Here is a 19,022-nt window from a genome sequence, read left to right as displayed (position 1 = left end):
GCGCCATGCTTCCGGCCGCAAGCCCGTGCTTGCGGCCAACCTTTTTTATACGGACACCGCGATGAGCCTGATCCCCGAAATCAAACCGCAGCAGTCGATTGAACTGCTGAAAGAACTGCACATCCTGACCCGCGACGGCAAGATCAACCAGGACACCCGCCGCAAGCTGAAGCAGGTCTATCACCTGTACCAGTTCATCGAGCCGCTGATGGCCGACGTGCTGGCGGAAAAGGGCGGCCTGACGCTGGCCGACCACGGCGCCGGCAAGTCCTACCTCGGCTTCATCCTGTATGACCTGTTCCTGAAGGACAAGGCGGCGGCGCACGTCTACGGCGTGGAAACACGGCAGGAGCTGGTGGACAAGTCGGTGGATCTCGCGCAGCGACTGGGTTTCGAGGGCATGAGCTTCCTCAACCTCACCGTCGAGCAGTCGATCACCTCCGACGCGCTGCCGGCGCAGGTGGACATCATCACCGCGCTGCACGCCTGCAACACCGCCACCGACGACGCCATCCGCTTCGCGCTGGCCAAGGACGCCAAGTACATCGTGCTGGTGCCGTGCTGCCAGGCCGAGGTCGCCGCCGTGCTGCGGCAGAAGAAGAACGAGACCTTCGGCAAGACCGCGCTGTCCGAGCTGTGGCGCCACCCGATCCACACCCGCGAATTCGGCAGCCAGCTGACCAACGTGCTGCGTTGCCTGCAGCTGGAGGCGCGCGGCTACCAGGTCACCGTCACCGAGCTGGTGGGCTGGGAGCACTCGATGAAGAACGAGCTGATCATCGCCAAGAAGGTCGGCGGCGCGAAAAAGAGCGCCCGCGAACGCCAGGAAAGCATCCTGCGCGAGCTGAACCTGGAAGAGCTGCGCCAGCGCTTCGCCTACTAAGCCCCGCCCGATGACCCGCCGTCTCGACGCCACCCTGCTGGCCGACCTGTGGTTCTTCCACGCGGTGGCGGCGTGCGGTGGCTTTCGCCGCGCCGCCGAGCAACTGGCGGTGACGCAGGGCGCGGTCAGCCAGCGCGTGCAGCGGCTGGAAGCGCGGCTGCAGCTGACCCTGCTGCAACGCAGCGGTCGCAGCCTGCAACTCACCCCCGCCGGACAGCAGCTGTTTGCCGCCTGTGACAGTGGCTTCGATACCGTGGCCACCACCTTGGCCGCACTGCAGCGCGGGGCCGCGTCGGCCAGCGTGCGGCTGTCGGCGCCGCCGTCGCTGGCGATGGAGTGGCTGCTGCCGCGACTGGGGCGCTTCGCCCGCCTGCAGCCGGACATCAGCGTCGATCTGCTGGCCGACAATCAACCCTACAGCCCGGCGGCGCTACGCCAGGCCGGCATCGACCTGGCGCTGCGCTACCTGCCGCAAGCGCCGCAGGACGCCGCCTTCGTGCTGCCGGAGTACGGCTTTCCGGTGGCCGCCCCTACTTTTGATACCGCCGGCCACAGCGGCCGCCTGCTGCACGACGACGCGCCGTGGAGCACGCCAGCGCCGGCCGGCAGCGAGTGGGCGCTGTGGCTGGCCGCCCACGGCCGCCCGCCCGGCTGCGACGCTGGTGAGCGCCACTTCAATCAGGCGCAGCTGGCCTACCGCAGTGCGCAGGTCGGCGACGGCGTGGCGCTGGGCCGCCAGCTGTTGGTGGCGCGCTACCTGCAGGACGGCAGCCTGCGCCGGCTGGACGAGCATCCTCCGCTGCTACTGGGCTATTACGCGCTGTACCCGGTAAGCGGCAGTGCGGCGGCGCAGACGCTGGTGGCGTGGCTGGTGGCCGAGATGCAGCGGTAGTGACGGTGGTGTGCCAGGCAGCTGCGCAATGAGGATGTGAGTGTGTGGCCAAGGTTGGCTGCAATGAGATAAGCAAGGGCAAGCCGGAAGGCTTGCCCTTTTGTCATGGTGCGGGTAACGCGATGCGTGGCCGTCACGGGGCGCTTTGCCGAGAAGGCGAGGAATTGGACGCATGGCTGGCCATGCTCTGCGGCCAACTCGCCATGTCGGGCTTTTTATTTTGTCGTTATGTTTTTAGCATGGCTTTTTGCCATTTGGGGGAAGGCGCATGATCAGGATCCTGTTCGATAGTCGCCGCAAGCGGTGGCTCTTTGTCTGGCTTTTGCTCGGTTGCCTGTTGTTTCAGCAGATAGCGTGGCTGTGGTCAGATTTCAGCTGGCATGGGCTGGCGGGTATGGCACTGGCCAGTCTGATCTACGCCATTGCCATGCAGTGCTTTTTTGCAGTCACATTCGATCGAAACGCTGCCGTGCGGGTGCAGCAAACACTGACGCTGCCCTTGGCGTTGCCCGTAGCGCGCGACATGGTATTGGCGGAGTTGCAAGCGCGTTATGGTCGCCGTGTGCGCGTACAAGGCGACAGCCATTTCGAGGTACGCACCGCCTGTTCTTTTAAGAGCTGGGGCGAGTATCTCAGTGTCGATCTTGCGGAAGCGGGCGTGGTGGCAACCCGGGTATATCTTTGCAGCCGGCCGTGGTTACGGTTAACACTGATTGATTGGGGCAAGAATCGCGACAATGTAAAAAGCATGGTCAGGGTATTGGCACAACGCGGTAAGTCGGGTTTGTAGGCTGGTGCTGAGCTTGCGAAGCCAGGTGTTTACCGCGTTGAAATGACAAAGGTTGGCCGCAAGCCGTTACCGGTTTGCGGCCAACCTTGTTTTGGTCTGGGGTATCCGCTGCGCGGATGTTGTTATCTGCCGCTTTCCGCGCGGCGGCGGCTTACTTTCTTTTGCTTCGCCAAAAAGAAAGTAAGCAAAGAAAAGGCGACCCGAAGGCGCAAGAATTCCCGCGCCAACTGCCGCCAGCCCGGCGCCGCCCATCCGCTGCGCTCAAAAGAGGGCGGCTTGTTTCCGGGCTGGAGGCAGTTTGCACGGCTTGCGCCAACGGGAATGGTCGCGCCGGTTCGGTTTTGGCGGTTGTGAGGCGTAGTGTTCGGGTCGCTCGTAGGTCGGGTTAGCGTAGCGTAACCCGACAAGCTTTGCGGTCAGGCCTGTTCTATTTTCGCTTATATTTTCGTGTTCTTTCGCGGGTTTCGTGGCCAAGGTCATTTTGTCTTTATCCGTGTTTTCCCGCGCGCTTCCGTGGCAAAAATCAAGACCGATTACCGCCACAACGTAGGCTGCAAGCCGTGTCGGGTTACGCTGCGCTAACCTGACCTACGTGTTGAAGCCCGCATATCCCGGGATGGAATACAAAAGGTTGGCCGCAAGCCGTTACCGGTTTGCGGCCAACCTTTTTGCTGTTGAGCGGCCTTTAAATCACTCCGCCAGCAGCGGCAAAAACACCTCGTCCGGCAGGCCGTTGCCGCCGGTGGTCCATACCACCGGGATCACATTCCCCGGCCATTGTTCGCTGGCCAGCTGATGGGCGACGAAGCCGGCGGCGGCGGACGGCTCCAGCCGCAGGCCGTGTTGCTGCCACTGCTGGCGCACGGCCGCCAGCAGGCTGGCGTCGCTGACGGTGACCACCGCGTCGATCAGCTGCTGCACGATGCCGGCCACGGTGGCGGAGGCGCGCGGCACCGCCAGGCCGTCGGCCACGGTGCGGTTGTCGAGGCCGATGTCGTATACCGACAGCGCGTCGTCACCAGTGGCGAGGCGCAGCAGGAAGCAGGGCGAGGCCACCGGCTCCACCAGCACGCACTGCACCGCGTCGCCGAACAGGCACTTCAGGCCGAAGGCGACGCCACCGGGTGCGCCGCCGACGCCGCAGGGCAGGTACACCCGCAGCGGCTGCTCCGGCGTTGGTCGCAGGCCGGCGGCGGCCAGTTGCGGCGCCAGATCCCACGCCGCGGCGGCGTAGCCGAAGAACAGCAGCAGTGAGCTTTCGTCGTCGATGAAATAGGCGCGCGCATCAGCGGCCGCGTTGTTGCGCGCGGCGGCCACCGCCAGCGCGTAGTCGCCGGCATGCTCCACCACCGTGGCACCCAGCGCGCGCAGGCGCTGCTTTTTCCACTCCTTGGCGTCGTGCGACATGTGCACTTCCACTCCCAGCCCCAGCGCGCGCGCCATCACCCCGACGCTGTAGCCGAGGTTGCCGGTGCTGCCGACCAGGATGCGGTGCTGTGCGAACAACGCGTGCGCCGGCGCGTCGGCCAGCACGGCGTAGCTGTCGCCGGCTTGCAGCAGGCCGGCGGCCAGCGCCAGCTCTTCGGCGTGGCACAGCACCTCGTACACGCCGCCGCGCGCCTTGATGCAGGCGGTGATCGGCAGTGCGTGGTCGGCTTTCACCCACAGCGGCTTGCCGTGCTCGTCGCTCTGGCTCAGCAGTGGCGAGTCGATGTGGCCGTCGGCGGCGACGCTGTCCGGAAACAGCCGCGCCAGCAGCGGCGCGAAGCGTTGCCAGCGGGCGATGGCGGCCTCGATCTCGGCGCGGCCGTGGCCGCTGGCGGTCAGTGCCGCGGCGGCGGGACGCAGGCCGGGGTTGTGCCACAGCAGTGGCTGGCCGTGGTGGAGGGCGGTAGGGAGGGTATCGAGAGGGAACATGGCGTTTTCCTGTCAGAGCATGGCTGGCAGTGTGCGCGTGGCCGCTGGCGGCGACAAGCCAGCATTACTGCACGATCTGATTAGCTGGGCTAATGGCTTGCGCCGCCAGCCACGCCCGCTTCTGCGCCGCACTCATCGCCTTGACCGCCAGCTCGGCACGCAGTGCTTCGCCCTTGTCGGCAAATTCCAGCACCAGCGCGATACGCTCGGGCGGAAAGCTGCGGGTGTAGCGCGCGCCCTTGCCGGCGACATGGGCGGCGTAGCGCTTTTCCACGTTATTGCTGATGCCGGTGTACAGGCTGCCGCCGCGGCATTCCAGCAGGTACAGGTACCAGCTCATGGCCGCCAGGGTTGGCCGCAAGGCCTGCGGCCAACCTGTTGCAGTGTGGCGTTCACTCGGCCAGCGCCTGCTGCAGGTCGGCGATGATGTCGCGGATGTCCTCGATGCCCACCGAGCAGCGCACCAGCCCGCCGGGAATGCCCAGCGCGATGCGTTCCTGTTCGGTGCATTCCACGTGGCTGGTGGTGCTCGGCACGCCCAGCAGGGTGTCCACCGTGCCCAGCGTGGCGGCGCGGATCAACAGCTGGCAGCGCGGCAGCAGCCGGCGCACGGCGGCAAAACCGCCGGCCAGCTCGAAGCTGAGCACGCCGCCGAAGCCCTGCATCTGCTCGCGGGCGATGGCGTGTTGCGGGTGCTGCGGCAGGCCGGGGTAGTTCACCTGCGCCACCGCCGGCTGCTGCTGCAGCCACTGCGCCAGCGCCAGCGCGTTGTCGTTGTGCTGGCGCATGCGCAGCGCCAGCGTCTTGATGCCGCGCAGGATCAGGAAGGCGCTCATCGGGTCGAGGCAGGCGCCGTGGATCTCGCGGTAGTGGCGGATGCGGTCGGTCAGCGCCTGGCTGCCACAGACGATGCCGCCCATGGCGTCGGCGTGGCCGCCCAGGAACTTGGTGGCGCTGTGCAGTACCAGGTCGGCGCCCAGCGCCAGCGGGTTCTGGTTCACCGGGGTGGCGAAGGTGTTGTCGATCACCACCAGCGCGCCGGCGGCATGGCCGGCGGCGGCCAGGCGGCGGATGTCCTGCACCTTCAGCAGCGGGTTGGTCGGCGATTCCAGGTACAGTAGCTCGCAGCCGCCGGCCAGCGCGGCGTCGAAGGCGGCGGCATCGGTGGTGTCGCACAGCGTCACCTGCACCCCCCACTGCGGCAGGGTGTGCTGCAACAGGTAGTGGCTGCCGCCGTAGGTGTCCTTGCCGGCCACCACCCGCGCGCCGGGTTTGAGCAGCGCCATCAGCGTGCTGCTGATCGCCGCCATGCCGCTACCGAAGCTCACCGCTGCCACCGCGCCTTCCAGCGCGGCCAGCTTGGCTTCCAGCGCCAGGCTGGTGGGGTGGGCGCTGTTGCGGGCATACAGCGGGCCGGGGACATCGCCGCGCGCCACCTGTTCCCAGCTGTCCACATCCGGGTAGCCGTGGGCGATGCCGAACTCGATGGGCACCGCCAGCGCGGCGTGCGGGCGGTAGTCGTCTTCGCCGGCGCGAACGGCGAGGGTGGCGGGGTGCAGGGGAAGTGTGCTCATGACGGCTCCGGCTAGTGGTCTGGCAGCGTACGGGCTGCCCCGCGCCGGCAGGGGCGCGGCAATGGCGGCAGTGTGCCGCGATCGCCGGGCGCGGTAAAGTATGACGATGGGGCTACTGCGGCATGGTGCGGCAGGGTGTGCCCGGCAAGGAGTCAGGATGCAAATCGAACGGCTGGATCATCTGGTGCTGACGGTGGCGGATATTCCGCGCACGGTGGCGTTTTATCGTGATGTGCTGGGCATGGTGCCGGTGACATTTGGCGAGGGCCGGGTGGCACTGGAATTCGGCCGGCACAAGATCAACCTGCACCCGGCGGCCGCGCCCTTGCTGCCGCACGCGCGGGTGCCGCAGGCAGGCAGTGCCGATCTCTGCCTGATCGTGAGTGGCGGGCTGGATGAGGTGGCGGCGGAGCTGGCTGCCAGGGGCGTGGCGGTGGAGCTGGGTCCGGTGGCGCGCACCGGTGCGCTGGGGTCGATTCGCTCCCTGTATTTGCGCGATCCGGACGGCAACCTGCTGGAGCTGTCGGTGTACGCCTGAGCGGGAAACGCCACGACCCGGCGCAGGGCCGGGTCGTGAGGTGACAGGGTTGGCCGCATGCGGCCAACCTTGTGTTACAGCGCGCCGTAGGAGTGCAGGCCGGACAGGAACATGTTGACGCCGATGAAGGCGAACGAGGTGACCAGCAGGCCGACCACCGCCCACCACGCCAGCGGCTCGCCGCGCCAGCCCTTGACCAGGCGCATGTGCAGCCAGGCGGCGTAGTTCAGCCACACGATCAGTGCCCAGGTTTCTTTCGGGTCCCAGCTCCAGTAGCCGCCCCAGGCATCCGCCGCCCACATCGCACCGAGGATGGTGGCGATGGTGAAGAACAGGAAGCCGACGGCGATCGCCTTGTACATCACCTCGTCCAGCACCTCGGCCGAGGGTAGGCGGCTGGCGAGGATGCCGCGGCGGATCAGCAGCTGCGCCACGCCGATCATCGCCGACATCGCGAACGCGCCGTAGCCGACGAAGTTGGCGGGCACGTGGATCTTCATCCACCACGATTGCAGCGCCGGGATCAGCGGCTGGATCTCGTGCGCCTGGCGGTCGAAGGTGTACCACAGGATGAAGCCGACTGCGGCGCTGATCACCAGCAGCACGAAGGCGCCGACCTGGCGCACCGCGAACTTGGCCTCGTAGTACAAATACATCAGCGCGGTGATCAGGCAGAACAGGATGAACACTTCATACAGGTTGGAGACCGGGATGCGGCCAACGTCCGGCGCGATCAGGTAGCTTTCGTACCAGCGGGTGAACAGGCCGGCCAGCGCGAACACCGCCGCCGCCCAGGTCAGGCCGCTGCCCATGCGCATCAGCAGGCCGGCGCGGGAGAGGGTGCCGGCCCAGTACAGCACGGTGGCAAGGAAGAACAGCGTGCACATCCACATGAACGACGACTGGCTGGACAGCAGGTACTTCAGGCCGAAGCTTTCCGCCGCGCGCGCCAGGTTGTGGTCGTACAGCTGGATCGCCAGCAGCGACACCGCCCCGGCCAGCGGGAAGAACCAGCGCCAGCTCGGCCAGAACCAGCCCAGCGCCACCAGCGCGATACTGCTGCCGGCCAGGATCAGCTGTTCGTAGTAGTCCAGCGCGCTGCCGTACAGGCTGAAGCTGTAGCCGGCGGCGACGACGATCAGCAGCGCGTACAGCCAGTCACCGGCGGCCAGACGCTTGTACAGCGGTTGTTGCAACACCATCTCCATCATGCTTCTCCAGCCTGTTTGTTCAGATAGTCGACCATGCGCTCGAAGTCCTGGTCCAGATCGCGGTTGTGGCGGTTGGAGGTCATCGCCAGTCGGGTGCCGTCGCGCTGCAGCAGCAGCCAGACGCGCACTTCGCGCACGTAGAACATCAGGATGATGCCGATCACCAGCAGCAGCGAGCCAAGATACACCACGTTCTTGCCCGGCGAGCGCGTCATTTGCAGGCCGGAGGACTGCACCTGCTCAAAGCCGCTCATTTCCAGGTATACCGGCGCCGCGTAGTCCTGCAGCGCGCTGACGCTGACCAGGCTGTCGAGCAGGAAGCGGTAGTGCTTGGCGTCCTGCGGCCATGGCGCCAGACCGGCCTTGGCCTGCGCCACGTCCATCACGTCGACCACCGCACCCTGCAGGATCTTGATATAGGTCTGCGCAATCGCCTGGCGCTTGTCGGCCGGCACCTTGTCGTCAAGGAACTGTTCCAGCGCGCCGAAGCCGCCCTGGGCAAAGCGGGACAGCACCCAGCGCACGCTGTCGGAGAACTGCTGCTGCATCGCCGGGCTGATCGCCTGACCCTGCATCGCCTTGGCGGTGGTGCGTTCACGGATCTCGTCGTACAGCGCCGGGTTCTTCAGCGCCGCGTACAGGCGCATGAAGCTGGCGATGCTCATGTCCTTGTCGAGCGGAATGCGCAGGTACTGGAACGGCTGAGCCACGTCGCTGCGCACCCCGGCCACCTGGTACCACTCGCCGTCCTGCTGCATCGGCGCCATATAGTGCTGGTATTCACGCGCCTGGCCGTGCTGGTCGCGCAGCTTGAAGCTGATCGACGGGCCGATGTTCTTCAGCGCCTTGGTGTCCTGCCGTACCGAGCGTGCGTCGTTGAGGCGTTGTTCAAGAGACTTGTCGTCGCTGCCCGGCGCGTCGGTGTTTTCCACGTTGAACACGCGCAGCTCGCCGAATTCCAGCTGGTAGTCGCGGCCGTTGACCTTCAGCGGTTGTGCGCCCAGCGAGTTGCCCTTGATGTCGGTCGGTGCCGCCTGCGGTGCCTGCAGGTTCCACGCCTTCAGTTGCAGCGGCGAGCCGCCGTCGCCGAAGCTGGCCTGGTAGATGGCCACGCCGTCGACCACCAGCGGGTGGTTGACCTTGATGGTGTGTTCGGAGGTCTTGCCGCTGCCCTTGTCGGTGATGATCAGGTCGCTGGCGAACAGCTTGGGCATGCCGTTGCTGTAGTAGTCGACGTGGAATTTCTTCAGCGTGACGATGAACGGCAGCTCCTGCACCAGGTAGCCATTGCCGCTGTTCATGAAGATCACGTCGGCGCTCTTGCCTTCCGGCACCGTCACGCTGCCGCGGAACGACAGGTTGCCGGCGCCAAGACGGCTCTGTTCCGGAATCTGTGCCTGCGGCAGTTCGCGCGTTTCCGGCTTGATGCTGCCGGTCAGCTCGCCGAGCTTGAGCGGCAGGTTGCCGTCCATCAGGCCGCCGATGCAGATGACCACCATCGCGATGTGGGCAAAGAAGTAGCCCAGCTTGTTGACACTGCCCTTCTTCGCCGCCAGCAGCACGCTGCCGTCGTCGCGCGGCACGCGCTTCACGCGCAGGCCGTGGCCCTGCAGCAGGCGCATCGCCCGTGCCTCGTCCAGCGTCAGGTCCAGCTGCTGGCTGTGGCGCATCGCGCGCAGCGAGTTGTCGGTGGCGCGCTCGCGGAAGCTCTTCATTTCGCGCAGGAAGGTCGGCCCGTTGCGGATGATGCACAGCGTGGTGGACAGCACCAGGAAGGCGAGGATCAGCAGGAACCACGACGAGTGGTACACGTCGTACAGGCCCAGCTTCTCGAAGGCGACAAACCAGAACTGGCCGAACTCGAAGGCGTAGTTGGGATAGGGCTCGTTCTGCTTGAGCACGGTGCCGATGATCGAGGCGATGGCCAGAATGGTCAGCAAGCCGATGGCGAAGCGCATCGAACTGAACAGCTCGTACGCGTGGTGAAGATTCGATGCTGAAGGCTTATTGGGTTTCATGTGTTTTCAAAGCACGACAAAGGGGGGCGTGAAGGCCCCCCTTTGGAACGTGACAGCAGCAAAAAGTTGCGCTTAACGCAGGCCGGAAATGTATTCTGCTACCGCTTTCATGTCGGCATCAGACATGCGCATGGCCACATCGGCCATGATCGAGTTCTTGCGATCCGTGCCAGCCTTGAAATCATTCAGCTGTTTGACGATGTAGGCGGCGTGCTGGCTGCCCAGCGCCGGGTACTGCGCCGGGAAGCCCTTGCCGGCGGCACCGTGGCAGGCCATACAGGCCGGAACGCGGGTCACCGGGTTACCGGCCTTGTACAGCTTCTGGCCGGCTGGCAGCAGTGCCTTGTCGTTGGCCTGGCGTGCTTTCAGCTTCTGTTCGCTGAAGTACTCGGCCACGTTTTTCATGTCGGCGTCGGACAGGCTGGAAGCCATGCCCAGCATGATCGGGTTCTTGCGTTCGCCACTCTTGAAGGCCTTGAGCTGGCTTTCCAGGTATTTGGCGTGCTGGCCAGCCAGCGACGGGTTGGCGGAGGCCACGCTGTTGCCGTCCGCACCGTGACAGGCGGCACACACTTGCTCGGCAATTACTTTGCCTTTGGCGACATCGCCACGGGTCACAGCTGGGGTGGCGGCCAGTGCGCTACCGGCGAGGGTAGCGGCAGCGATCGCCAACAGCATCTTACGTTTCATGGTCACTCCTCGAGAGAGATTGCGTAAATATCTGTAAAGGTGGCAATTTCAAACCTGCTATTCTATACCAACTGACTTTACACTTACTACTATGACGATCTTTCAGAACGCCCGCTTCTTTACCACCGTAAATCATCTTAAGGATTTGCCGCCGACCCGTGCCGAGATCGCCTTTGTCGGGCGCTCCAATGCCGGCAAGTCCAGCGCCATCAATACCCTGTGCAACCGCACCCGCCTGGCCTTCGTGTCCAAGACGCCGGGGCGGACGCAGCATATCAATTTCTTCGACCTGGGCCAGGAACGCTACCTGGTCGACCTGCCCGGCTACGGCTACGCCGAAGTGCCGGAGGCGGTGCGCGCCCACTGGGTGGCGCTGCTGGGGCAGTACCTGCAGTCGCGTACCAGCCTGATCGGCCTGTTGCTGATCATGGATTCGCGCCGGCCGCTGCGCGATCTGGACTGGAAGATGATCGAGTTTTTCAGCGAGACCAACCGTCCGGTGCACATCCTGTTGTCCAAAGCCGACAAATTATCGCGTCAGGAGCAGCAGAAAGTCTTGGCCTCGGTCAAAAAAGAACTGCATGACTACCCGCAAATCAGCATCCAGCTGTTCTCCAGCTCGAAGAAGACCGGTACCGCCGAAGTCGAGCAGCAGGTGCAGGACTGGTTCGCCGCGGTGGCGGAGGACGACTTCGGTGGCGAAGAAAATCACGGTGCCGCCGGAACTTTGCCCGAGTAAGCCGTCAAAGTAAGCAGGTGTTCACACCTTCCTGCTTCACCTCCCTGAGCAGGAGCCTGCAAAGGTATTGACCCCGGCCTGTGCCGGGGTTTTTTCTTGCCCGCGCGGTGGCCGCAGCACGAAAAAAAGCCCGCCAGAGGCGGGCAAGCAGACAGCCAGGGTATTCGGGTGTGATGCGGGCTCAGCCAGCGTTGGCCGCAGCCAGCGCGGTGCTGCTGTGGCGCCAGTCGGTACCCAGCAGGCGCGAGCGGACCCAGCCGACGAGCAGCAGCAGCACGGTCAGTACGGCGGTGCTCAGCACTTCGATCTGGTGATCGTGGCGGAAGGCCATGAGCACCAGTACCGCGGCGATGAACAGGATCACCGCCCAGGTCAGCCACGGGAACAGCCACATCTTGAAGGCCGGGGTTTCGCCGCGGGCAATCATGCGCTGACGCATGCGCAGCTGGGAGATGGCGATCGCCATGTAAACCAGCAGGGCGATGGCGCCGGAGGTGGCCAGCAGCACGTTGAACACCGCTTCCGGTACCAGATAGTTGGCGATCACCATCATGAAGCCCACCACCATCGAACCCAGCACCGCGTTTTGCGGCGTGCCGTTGCTGGCGGTCTTATTGAACACCTGCATCGCGTCGCGACGGGTGGACAGCGAGTACAGCATGCGCGAGGCGGTATACAGCGCCGAGTTCAGGCAGCTGGCCACCGAGATCAGCACCACCACGTCAACGATGGCCTTGGCGTTGGGAATGCCGATCAGCTCCAGCGTGCGCTGGTAGGAGCCCAGTGCGGCCAACTGCGGGTCGTTCCACGCCACCAGCGAGGTCACCACGAAGATCGAACCGAGGTAGAACAGGCTGATACGCCATACCACCGAGTTGGTGGCCTTGGTGATCTGCTGCTGCGGGTTGTCGGATTCGGCGGCGGCGATGGTGACGATCTCGGTGCCGAGGAAGGTGAACATGGTGGTCAGCATCGCACCCAGCACCGCGCCGAAGCCGTTGGGCATGAAGCCGCCGTGGGCGAACAGGTTGGACACGCCACTGGTCTGGCTGCCCGGAATCAGGCCCATGATGGCGGCGGCGGCAATGGCCAGGAAGGCGATGATGGCGACCACCTTGACCAGCGCGAACCAGAATTCGAACTCGCCGTAGTTCTTGACGCTGAACAGGTTGGTGATGGTCAGCAGCACGGTGATGCCCAGCGCAAACGCCCACAGCGGCACGCCGGCAAACCAGGTGTGCAGGATGGTGGCGGCGGCGGTGGCTTCCAGTGGAATGACCAGTACCCAGAACCACCAGTACAGCCAGCCGATCAGGTAACCGGCCCAGTGGCCGATGGCGCGGTCGGCGTAGGTGGAAAACGAGCCGGTGTCCGGCGAGGCGACCGCCATTTCACCGAGCATGCGCATGACCAGGATCACCAGCAGGCCGGCGATGGCGTAGGCGATCAGCACCGCCGGGCCGGCTTCGGCAATGGCGTGGCCGGAGCCGACAAACAGGCCGGCGCCGATCACGCCGGCGATGGACAACATGGTGACGTGACGTTCCTTGAGCCCGTGGCTCAGTCCTGGGGATGAAGCACTCATTGGATCAGATTCTCCGTTGGCGGCTGCCTGGTGACCGTGCGCGGACGCGCCGATACCGTTATTGGGTTGCTGGGGAGTGCAGGGCAGCCGCGATTGTTGTTGCAAGCAAAAGCCGGCGGCAGTGTAAGCGCTGATTGGTGATAAAATTAGACCCAATCCTGTTTTTTTAATAGAACCAATCTGCGCGGTTTCCTGCCATGGCGTCCCCGTCCTCCCCCTCCCAGATCGCGCTGCAGCAAATGCTGGCCGACCTGCTGCTGCAGCACTTCCGCCGCGACAGCGCCGAATCCAACACCCTGCAGCTGTACCGCCTGCTGCGCGACGGCATCCTGCAGGAGGTGCTGCCGCCGGGGCTACGGCTGCCGTCGTCGCGGCAACTGGCGCAGGAGCTGGGCATCGCGCGCAACACCGTGATCCACGTCTACGAACGGCTGGTGGTGGAGGGCTATCTGGCGGCCGGGGTTGGCCGCGGCACCTTCGTGCTGGATACCGGACCGGAGCGCCTGCCCGGGCGCGAGCCGGTGGCGGCCAGGGGCGGCGCCGACAGCCTGGCCGAGATTTCGCGGCGCGGCACGCAGCTGGTGGCGCAGGCCGGTGCCGGCGAGAAGCAGTGGGGCGCCTTCATGCCGGGGGTGCCGGAGGTGCGCACCTTTCCGTCGCGCACCTGGATGCGGCTGCACAACCGCCAGTGGCGCAAGCCGCAGCCGGACCTGCTGACCTACTCCGTCGGCCCCGGCCTGCCGGCGCTGCGCAGCGCGCTGGCCGACTACCTGCGCAGCTCGCGCGGCGTGATCTGCACCCCGGAACAGATCATCGTCACCAACGGCTCGCACGCGGCGCTGCAGCTGATCGCGCTGCTGCTGGGCGATGTCGGCGATAGCGCGTGGGTGGAAAATCCGGGTTACTGGGGCGTGCACAGCGTGTGGCGCAGCAGCGGGCTCGACACGCAGCCGGTGGCGGTCGACGGTGACGGCCTGCAGGTGGAGGAGGGCGCGCGGCTGGGGGCGCCGAAGCTGATCTACGTGTCGCCGTCACACCAGTATCCGCTGGGCGCGGTGATGAGCCTGGCACGGCGGCGGCGCTTGCTGGCCTATGCGCGGCGCAATCACTGCTGGATCGTGGAGGACGACTACGACAGCGAATTCCGCTATGGCCGCTCGCCGCTGCCATCGCTGCAGGGCCTGGACCGCCACGGCCGCGTCATCTATCTGGCCACCTTTTCCAAGGTGATCTATCCGGGGCTGCGGCTGGCCTACATGGTGGTGCCGGAGGCGCTGGTCGCCAGCTTCCAGACCGGGCTGTCGGAGATGTTCCGCGGCGGGCAGTACCTGACGCAGGCGGTGCTGGCGGATTTCATCGCCGAGGGCCACTTCGTGTCGCACATCCGCCGCATGCGCCATCTCTATGCACTACGGCGCGAGACGCTGCTGGCGGCGATCGCCGCGCATTTTGGCGCGCGGCTGCCGATCCATGACGGCGCCGCCGGCCTGCATCTGGTGCTGGGCCTGCCCGATGGCTGCGACGATCACGCCATTGCCGAGGCCGCGTTGAAGCAGGGCATCCTCACCCGGCCGCTGAGTGCCTATTACCGCGGCGTGGCGCCGGCGCAGCAGGGCCTGCTGCTGGGCTATGCCCACGTGCACGAGCAGGATATCGCCGGCCACTTCGCCACCCTGGCCGCGGTGATCAAGGCGGCCGGCATCGGCCTGGCACCGGCACCATGAAAAAACCGCCTGGCTACGCGGAGGTAGGCAGGCGGTGCTGGGGCAGGTACAGCGGGCTTAGCGGGTGATCACCGGTGCCACGCTGAGCGCATTGGCGACGGCCAGCGCTTCGTGGTCGCCCTGGAACGGGCCCATGCGGATGCTGTAGATGCCCTCGTGATTGACGATGGCCAGCTTGTCGTCGTGCAGGCTGTCGTCGGCCAGCAGCTTTTTCAGCTCGGCCTCGGCACGGGCCAGCCGCGAGAAGTTGCCCAGCTGCAGGTACAGCGGATCGCTGGCGGCAGCCTGCATCGCAGGCGGCTTGGTGGCGATGCGCTCGCTACCCTTGACCGGGAACACGCGCTCGATCAGCACCTCGGCCGAGCCGCGGTTCACGTAGCCCAGGCGGTGGGCGGCGGCGTAGCTGAGGTCCATCAGCCGGCTCTTGTGGAACGGGCCGCGGTCATTTATGCGCACGATCACCGATTCGCCATTGCTGACATTGGTGACGCGGGCATAGCTCGGGATCGGCAGCGTCGGATGCGCCGCGGTCATCGCGAACATGTCGTAGCGTTCGCCAGAGCTGGTCTTGCGACCGTGGAACTGTTTGCCGTACCAGGAGGCGCGGCCGGTCTTGCGGTAAGGCTTGGCGCTCTTGTCCGGGCGGAAGCTCATGCCCAGGGCAGTGTAGGGCAGGTTGGCCGCAGCGATCAGCGGTTCTGCCTGGGGAACGGCGTCCGGAACCAGGTCCAGGTTAACCGGGATGTTGCTGCCCGGGCCGTCATTCTGAAAGTAGGCGCCTGTGTTGGCAGGCGATTTTTTGGTCGTGACCTTGGCTGTCTGGGTGGCAGTTGCCGGTCTGACGGTGGTACAGGCCACCAGTACAGCACTGATGAACGCAAGCCACAGCCATCGGTAAAAAGGTCGCATGAACCTCTCCTATGCTGTTGCGCCAACTCAGTGAACTGGCTCAGATCCCTCCGGCAAAACCGTGTTGACGCCAGGCCTCGAACACGAGGACAGCGACAGCGTTAGAGAGATTGAGACTGCGTGATTCGGCCCGCATCGGCAACCGCACCCGCTGGTCAGTCGGGAGACTGTCCAGTACTTCCTGGGGCAAGCCGCGTGATTCAGGTCCGAACAGCAAAACATCGCCGGGTTGGAAGGCGATGCGGTCGTGCCGCGTGGCGCCCTTGGTGGTGGCCGCGAAGATGCGGCGCGGGCCAAGGTGGGCCAGACAGGCTTCCCAGTTCTCGTGAACCACCATGCGGGCGTACTCGTGATAGTCGAGTCCGGCGCGTTTCAGTTTGGCGTCTTCGAGCGGAAAACCCAGCGGTTTGACCAAGTGCAGTTCACAGCCGGTGTTGGCACAGAGTCGAATAATATTGCCCGTATTGGGCGGTATTTCCGGCTGGTAGAGAACAACAGTAAACATCGTTGCGGGGTGAATAATCCGGTAAATCAACAGGTTGGTCAAATTTTGTGGTCGGAGGCCCTGGCAAGCACCCAGGCTTCGACCCGTTTTGCGCCCGCTTTTTGCAGCGCTTTGGCCAGCGCATCGAGGGTGGCGCCGGTGGTGGCGACGTCATCGACGATGGCGATGGAAAGCCCGTCACAGCGGCGCTTTACGCAAAAAGCATCGCGCACATTGCGTAGCCGCTGGCGGCGGTCGAGCGCGGCCTGCGGCGCAGTGTTGCGTTTGCGCACACACAAGTCGTAGGCGATGCGGCCGCCGATTGTAGCAGCGACTGCCTGCGCCAGGGCATCCGGCAGGTTAAAACCGCGTTCCGCCAGCCGTGCCGGCGCCAGCGGCACCGCGACCACCAGGTCGATTTCCGGCCGCTGCGGGGTGCTTTGCAGCTGCTGCCGCAACAGGCTGGCGAGCGCGCCCTGCAGCGCCGGCTGGCGGCCGTATTTGCAGGCGCCGATCAGGCCGTCCAGCGGGTAGTCGTAGCCGTAGGCGGCGTGCAGGTGCGCAAATGCCGGCGCGGCGCGCAGGCAATGGCCGCAGGGCACCAGGCTACTGGCCGCCGCCGCGGCGCATACCGGGCAGCGCGTCGCGGCGGGTGGTGCCAGCGCCGCGACACAGGCAGCGCAGACGCCGCTGGCACACGGACGTTGGCCGCACAGCTGGCAGTGCTGCTCAAAAACAAGGCAGTTGTTAAGCAATGCCGCAATCACGTTTGACAGCATGGTCGGCCCTCGCGCAAGATTCGCCCAGTTTTGACTCTCAGACAGTGACGATAGCCCACCATGACCCAGGCCACCATCCAATTCCAGCGTCCCGCCACCCTGCACCCCGAATCCGCGCTGTGGAGCCAGCAGGAAATCGAGGCGCTGTACGACCTGCCGTTCATGGAGCTGGTGTTCCGTGCCGCGGAAGTCCATCGCCAGCACTTCGACCCCAGCCGCGTGCAGCTGTCGACGCTGGTGTCGATCAAGACCGGCGGCTGTCCGGAGGACTGCGGCTACTGCCCGCAGTCGGTACACCATGAAACGGCGGTGGAAAACCAGCCGATGATGACGGTGGACGAGGTGGTGGACGCCGCCCGTCACGCCAAGGCCAACGGTGCCGGCCGCTTCTGCATGGGCGCCGCCTGGCGCGGTCCGAAGGATGCCGACCTGGAAAAGACGCTGGACATGGTGCAGCGGGTGAAGGCGCTGGGCCTGCAGACCTGTGCCACCTTCGGCCTGCTGAAGGACGGCCAGGCCGAGAAGCTGAAGGACGCCGGCCTCGACTACTACAACCACAATCTGGACACCGCGCCGGACAAGTACGCCGACATCATCCAGACCCGTGACTACGAAGACCGCCTGGCCACGCTGGGCAAGGTGCGTGGCGCCGGGCTGTCGGTATGCTGTGGCGGTATCGTCGGCCTCAACGAGACCCGCGAGCAGCGCGCCGGGCTGATCCTGCAGCTGGCCAACCTCGACCCGCAGCCGGAATCGGTGCCGGTCAACAACCTGGTGCAGGTGACCGGCACACCGCTGGACGGTGCCGAGTCGCTGGACTGGACCGAGTTCGTGCGTACCATCGCCGTGGCGCGGCTGACGCTGCCGAAGAGCTATATCCGCCTGTCCGCCGGCCGCCGCGAGATGCCGGAAGCGATGCAGGCGCTGTGCTTCCTCGCCGGCGCCAACTCCATCTTCTACGGCGACAAGCTGCTGACCACCGGCAACCCGGACGTCGACGCCGACCGCGCGCTGATGGACAAGCTGGGCCTGCAGCCGCTGTAAACTGCCTCATGGCATCATCGAAAAGCACCTTGCCGCCGGCGGGTGCTTTTTTTTCACCAATCGAACAAGGAAAGGTTGGCCGCATGCGTCCCGATCAACTCGCCGGCGCGCTGTCGCAACTGCAGGCCGAACACCGCCTGCGCCAGCGCGCGGTACTGGACAGCCCGCAGGGGCCGCGCGTCAGCATCGGCGGCCGCGACTATCTGGCCTTCGCCAGCAACGACTATCTGGGCCTCGCCAATCATCCGGCGCTGAAGGCGGCGATGCGCGAGGCGATCGAGGCGTGGGGCGTCGGCAGCGGCGCCTCGGCGCTGGTGGCGGGGCACTTCGCCATCCAGCAGCAGGCGGAGGAGGCACTGGCCGAATTCGTCGGCTGCGAGGCGGCGCTGCTGTTCGGCTCCGGCTATGCGGCCAACCTTGGCGTGGTCAGCAGCCTGGTCGGCCGCGGCGATGCCATCTTCGCCGACAAGCTCAACCACGCCTCGCTCAACGACGCCTGCCAGCTGTCGCGCGCCGAATTCAAGCGCTTTCGCCACAACGATCTGGCGCACCTGGCGCAGTTGTTGCAAAACACGCCAGCGGCGTCGCGGCTGATCGTGGTGGATGCGGTGTACAGCATGGAAGGCGACGAAGCGCCGCTGGCAGAGCTGCTGCAGCTGGCGGAACGCTATGACGCATGGTTGTATCTCGACGACGCGCACGGCTTCGGCATCCTCGGCAACGGTCGCGGCGCGCTGGTCGAGCACGCGTTGCAGCACCCGCGCGTGGTGTACATGGCCACGCTGGGCAAGGCTGCCGGGGTGGCCGGCGCCTTTGTCGCCGGCAGCCGCCAGCTGATCGACTGGCTGGTCAACCGTGCGCGCACCTATATCTTCACCACCGCGCACCCGCCGGCGCAGGCGGCAGCGGTGCTGGCCAGTTTGCAGCTGATCGAGCAGGAATCGTGGCGTCGCCTGCTATTACAAGAGCATATTTCGGCATTGCGTGCTGCGCTGATGGAAACTTCTTTCCGGTTATGCTCTTCCCGTATGCCAATTCAAGCGATTATTATTGGCGGCAACGAGGCTGCCGTGCAGATGGCAGGGGATTTACAGGATTCGGGGATCTGGGTTCCCGCCATCAGGCCTCCCACGGTGCCGGCAGGAACCGCGCGCTTGCGCGTGTCGCTGTCGGCGGCGCATTCCGGGCAGGACGTTTCACAACTGGCACAGGCGCTGGTCAGGCTGTTGCGCTGACCCGGCCACT

At 65.5% G+C, this 19,022-nt stretch carries 19 protein-coding genes; 9 read left to right on the top strand and 10 right to left on the bottom strand.

Features of this window, described 5'->3' with window-relative positions:
* The first annotated feature begins 61 nt into the window (after nucleotides 1-61).
* Genes C8E02_RS07240 through C8E02_RS07230 form a run of 4 tightly spaced genes read left to right on the top strand, consistent with a single transcriptional unit; the run spans nucleotide 62 to nucleotide 2,565 of the window.
* The gene (locus C8E02_RS07240; protein WP_120810268.1) at nucleotides 62-883 is read left to right on the top strand and encodes a class I SAM-dependent methyltransferase; all 822 of its coding nucleotides are present in this window, start codon (nucleotides 62-64) and stop codon (nucleotides 881-883) included.
* Nucleotides 884-893: 10 nt separating this feature from the next.
* Nucleotides 894-1,775: a LysR family transcriptional regulator gene (locus tag C8E02_RS07235; RefSeq protein WP_120810267.1), complete on the top strand. Its 882-nt coding sequence runs from the start codon at nucleotides 894-896 to the stop codon at nucleotides 1,773-1,775.
* Between the two features lie 44 nt (nucleotides 1,776-1,819).
* Nucleotides 1,820-2,047, top strand: coding sequence for a hypothetical protein (locus C8E02_RS17200; protein WP_147424468.1), 228 nt, complete (start codon nucleotides 1,820-1,822; stop codon nucleotides 2,045-2,047).
* Nucleotides 2,044-2,565 (top strand): hypothetical protein, encoded by a 522-nt coding sequence (locus C8E02_RS07230; protein ID WP_120810266.1) that lies wholly within the window; start codon nucleotides 2,044-2,046, stop codon nucleotides 2,563-2,565. The genes C8E02_RS17200 and C8E02_RS07230 overlap by 4 nt, the downstream gene beginning before the upstream one ends.
* 690 nt (nucleotides 2,566-3,255) lie before the next feature.
* Here the strand turns inward: C8E02_RS07230 and C8E02_RS07225 are convergent.
* From C8E02_RS07225 to C8E02_RS07215, 3 genes are all read right to left on the bottom strand, one after another.
* Entirely contained in the window at nucleotides 3,256-4,482 is a 1,227-nt protein-coding gene (locus C8E02_RS07225; protein ID WP_120810265.1) for a D-serine ammonia-lyase, read from the bottom strand.
* Between the two features lie 64 nt (nucleotides 4,483-4,546).
* A complete protein-coding gene (locus C8E02_RS07220; protein WP_120810264.1) occupies nucleotides 4,547-4,822 on the bottom strand; it encodes a GIY-YIG nuclease family protein in 276 nt (91 codons plus the stop codon).
* A 52-nt stretch (nucleotides 4,823-4,874) separates the two neighbouring features.
* Nucleotides 4,875-6,056 (bottom strand): aminotransferase class I/II-fold pyridoxal phosphate-dependent enzyme, encoded by a 1,182-nt coding sequence (locus C8E02_RS07215; RefSeq protein ID WP_120810263.1) that lies wholly within the window; start codon nucleotides 6,054-6,056, stop codon nucleotides 4,875-4,877.
* A gap of 157 nt (nucleotides 6,057-6,213) precedes the next feature.
* Between C8E02_RS07215 and C8E02_RS07210 the strand changes: the two genes are divergently transcribed.
* Entirely contained in the window at nucleotides 6,214-6,594 is a 381-nt protein-coding gene (locus C8E02_RS07210) for a VOC family protein (RefSeq protein WP_120810262.1), read from the top strand.
* A 74-nt stretch (nucleotides 6,595-6,668) separates the two neighbouring features.
* Here the strand turns inward: C8E02_RS07210 and ccsB are convergent, their stop codons facing one another.
* The 3 genes from ccsB to C8E02_RS07195 form a co-directional block, all read right to left on the bottom strand.
* The gene (gene ccsB, locus C8E02_RS07205) at nucleotides 6,669-7,802 is read right to left on the bottom strand and encodes a c-type cytochrome biogenesis protein CcsB (RefSeq protein ID WP_120810261.1); all 1,134 of its coding nucleotides are present in this window, start codon (nucleotides 7,800-7,802) and stop codon (nucleotides 6,669-6,671) included.
* Nucleotides 7,802-9,823: a cytochrome c biogenesis protein ResB gene (locus tag C8E02_RS07200; protein WP_120810260.1), complete on the bottom strand. Its 2,022-nt coding sequence runs from the start codon at nucleotides 9,821-9,823 to the stop codon at nucleotides 7,802-7,804. The genes ccsB and C8E02_RS07200 overlap by 1 nt, the downstream gene beginning before the upstream one ends.
* Before the next feature lie 72 nt (nucleotides 9,824-9,895).
* Nucleotides 9,896-10,513, bottom strand: coding sequence for a c-type cytochrome (locus tag C8E02_RS07195; RefSeq protein ID WP_047965890.1), 618 nt, complete (start codon nucleotides 10,511-10,513; stop codon nucleotides 9,896-9,898).
* A 91-nt stretch (nucleotides 10,514-10,604) separates the two neighbouring features.
* Here C8E02_RS07195 and yihA point away from each other — a divergent pair, with 91 nt between their 5' ends.
* A complete protein-coding gene (gene yihA / locus C8E02_RS07190) occupies nucleotides 10,605-11,252 on the top strand; it encodes a ribosome biogenesis GTP-binding protein YihA/YsxC (protein ID WP_120810259.1) in 648 nt (215 codons plus the stop codon).
* 181 nt (nucleotides 11,253-11,433) lie between these two features.
* Here yihA and gabP read toward each other — a convergent pair whose 3' ends face one another.
* The gene (gabP, locus tag C8E02_RS07185) at nucleotides 11,434-12,837 is read right to left on the bottom strand and encodes a GABA permease (protein WP_120810258.1); all 1,404 of its coding nucleotides are present in this window, start codon (nucleotides 12,835-12,837) and stop codon (nucleotides 11,434-11,436) included.
* Nucleotides 12,838-13,034: 197 nt separating this feature from the next.
* On the opposite strand from gabP, the gene pdxR reads away from it, so the two are divergent.
* A complete protein-coding gene (gene pdxR / locus C8E02_RS07180) occupies nucleotides 13,035-14,561 on the top strand; it encodes a MocR-like pyridoxine biosynthesis transcription factor PdxR (protein ID WP_120810257.1) in 1,527 nt (508 codons plus the stop codon).
* Nucleotides 14,562-14,618: 57 nt separating this feature from the next.
* Here pdxR and C8E02_RS07175 read toward each other — a convergent pair whose 3' ends face one another.
* Genes C8E02_RS07175 through C8E02_RS07165 form a run of 3 tightly spaced genes read right to left on the bottom strand, consistent with a single transcriptional unit; the run spans nucleotide 14,619 to nucleotide 16,733 of the window.
* Nucleotides 14,619-15,470, bottom strand: coding sequence for a septal ring lytic transglycosylase RlpA family protein (locus C8E02_RS07175; protein WP_047965894.1), 852 nt, complete (start codon nucleotides 15,468-15,470; stop codon nucleotides 14,619-14,621).
* Between the two features lie 40 nt (nucleotides 15,471-15,510).
* Nucleotides 15,511-15,975, bottom strand: a complete 465-nt coding sequence (gene trmL, locus C8E02_RS07170; protein ID WP_047965962.1) for a tRNA (uridine(34)/cytosine(34)/5-carboxymethylaminomethyluridine(34)-2'-O)-methyltransferase TrmL — start codon at nucleotides 15,973-15,975, stop codon at nucleotides 15,511-15,513.
* Nucleotides 15,976-16,013: 38 nt separating this feature from the next.
* Nucleotides 16,014-16,733: a ComF family protein gene (locus C8E02_RS07165; RefSeq protein WP_120810256.1), complete on the bottom strand. Its 720-nt coding sequence runs from the start codon at nucleotides 16,731-16,733 to the stop codon at nucleotides 16,014-16,016.
* A 60-nt stretch (nucleotides 16,734-16,793) separates the two neighbouring features.
* Between C8E02_RS07165 and bioB the strand changes: the two genes are divergently transcribed.
* Nucleotides 16,794-17,777 (top strand): biotin synthase BioB, encoded by a 984-nt coding sequence (gene bioB, locus C8E02_RS07160; protein WP_120810255.1) that lies wholly within the window; start codon nucleotides 16,794-16,796, stop codon nucleotides 17,775-17,777.
* Between the two features lie 83 nt (nucleotides 17,778-17,860).
* Nucleotides 17,861-19,012, top strand: a complete 1,152-nt coding sequence (gene bioF / locus C8E02_RS07155; protein ID WP_120810254.1) for an 8-amino-7-oxononanoate synthase — start codon at nucleotides 17,861-17,863, stop codon at nucleotides 19,010-19,012.
* Nucleotides 19,013-19,022 lie beyond the last annotated feature (10 nt).

It is taken from the genome of Vogesella indigofera (assembly GCF_003633895.1).
Taxonomy (GTDB): Bacteria; Pseudomonadota; Gammaproteobacteria; order Burkholderiales; family Chromobacteriaceae; genus Vogesella; species Vogesella indigofera.
The sequence above is the reverse complement of the archived record's forward strand: the minus strand, read 5'-3'. Positions and strand labels throughout refer to the sequence as shown.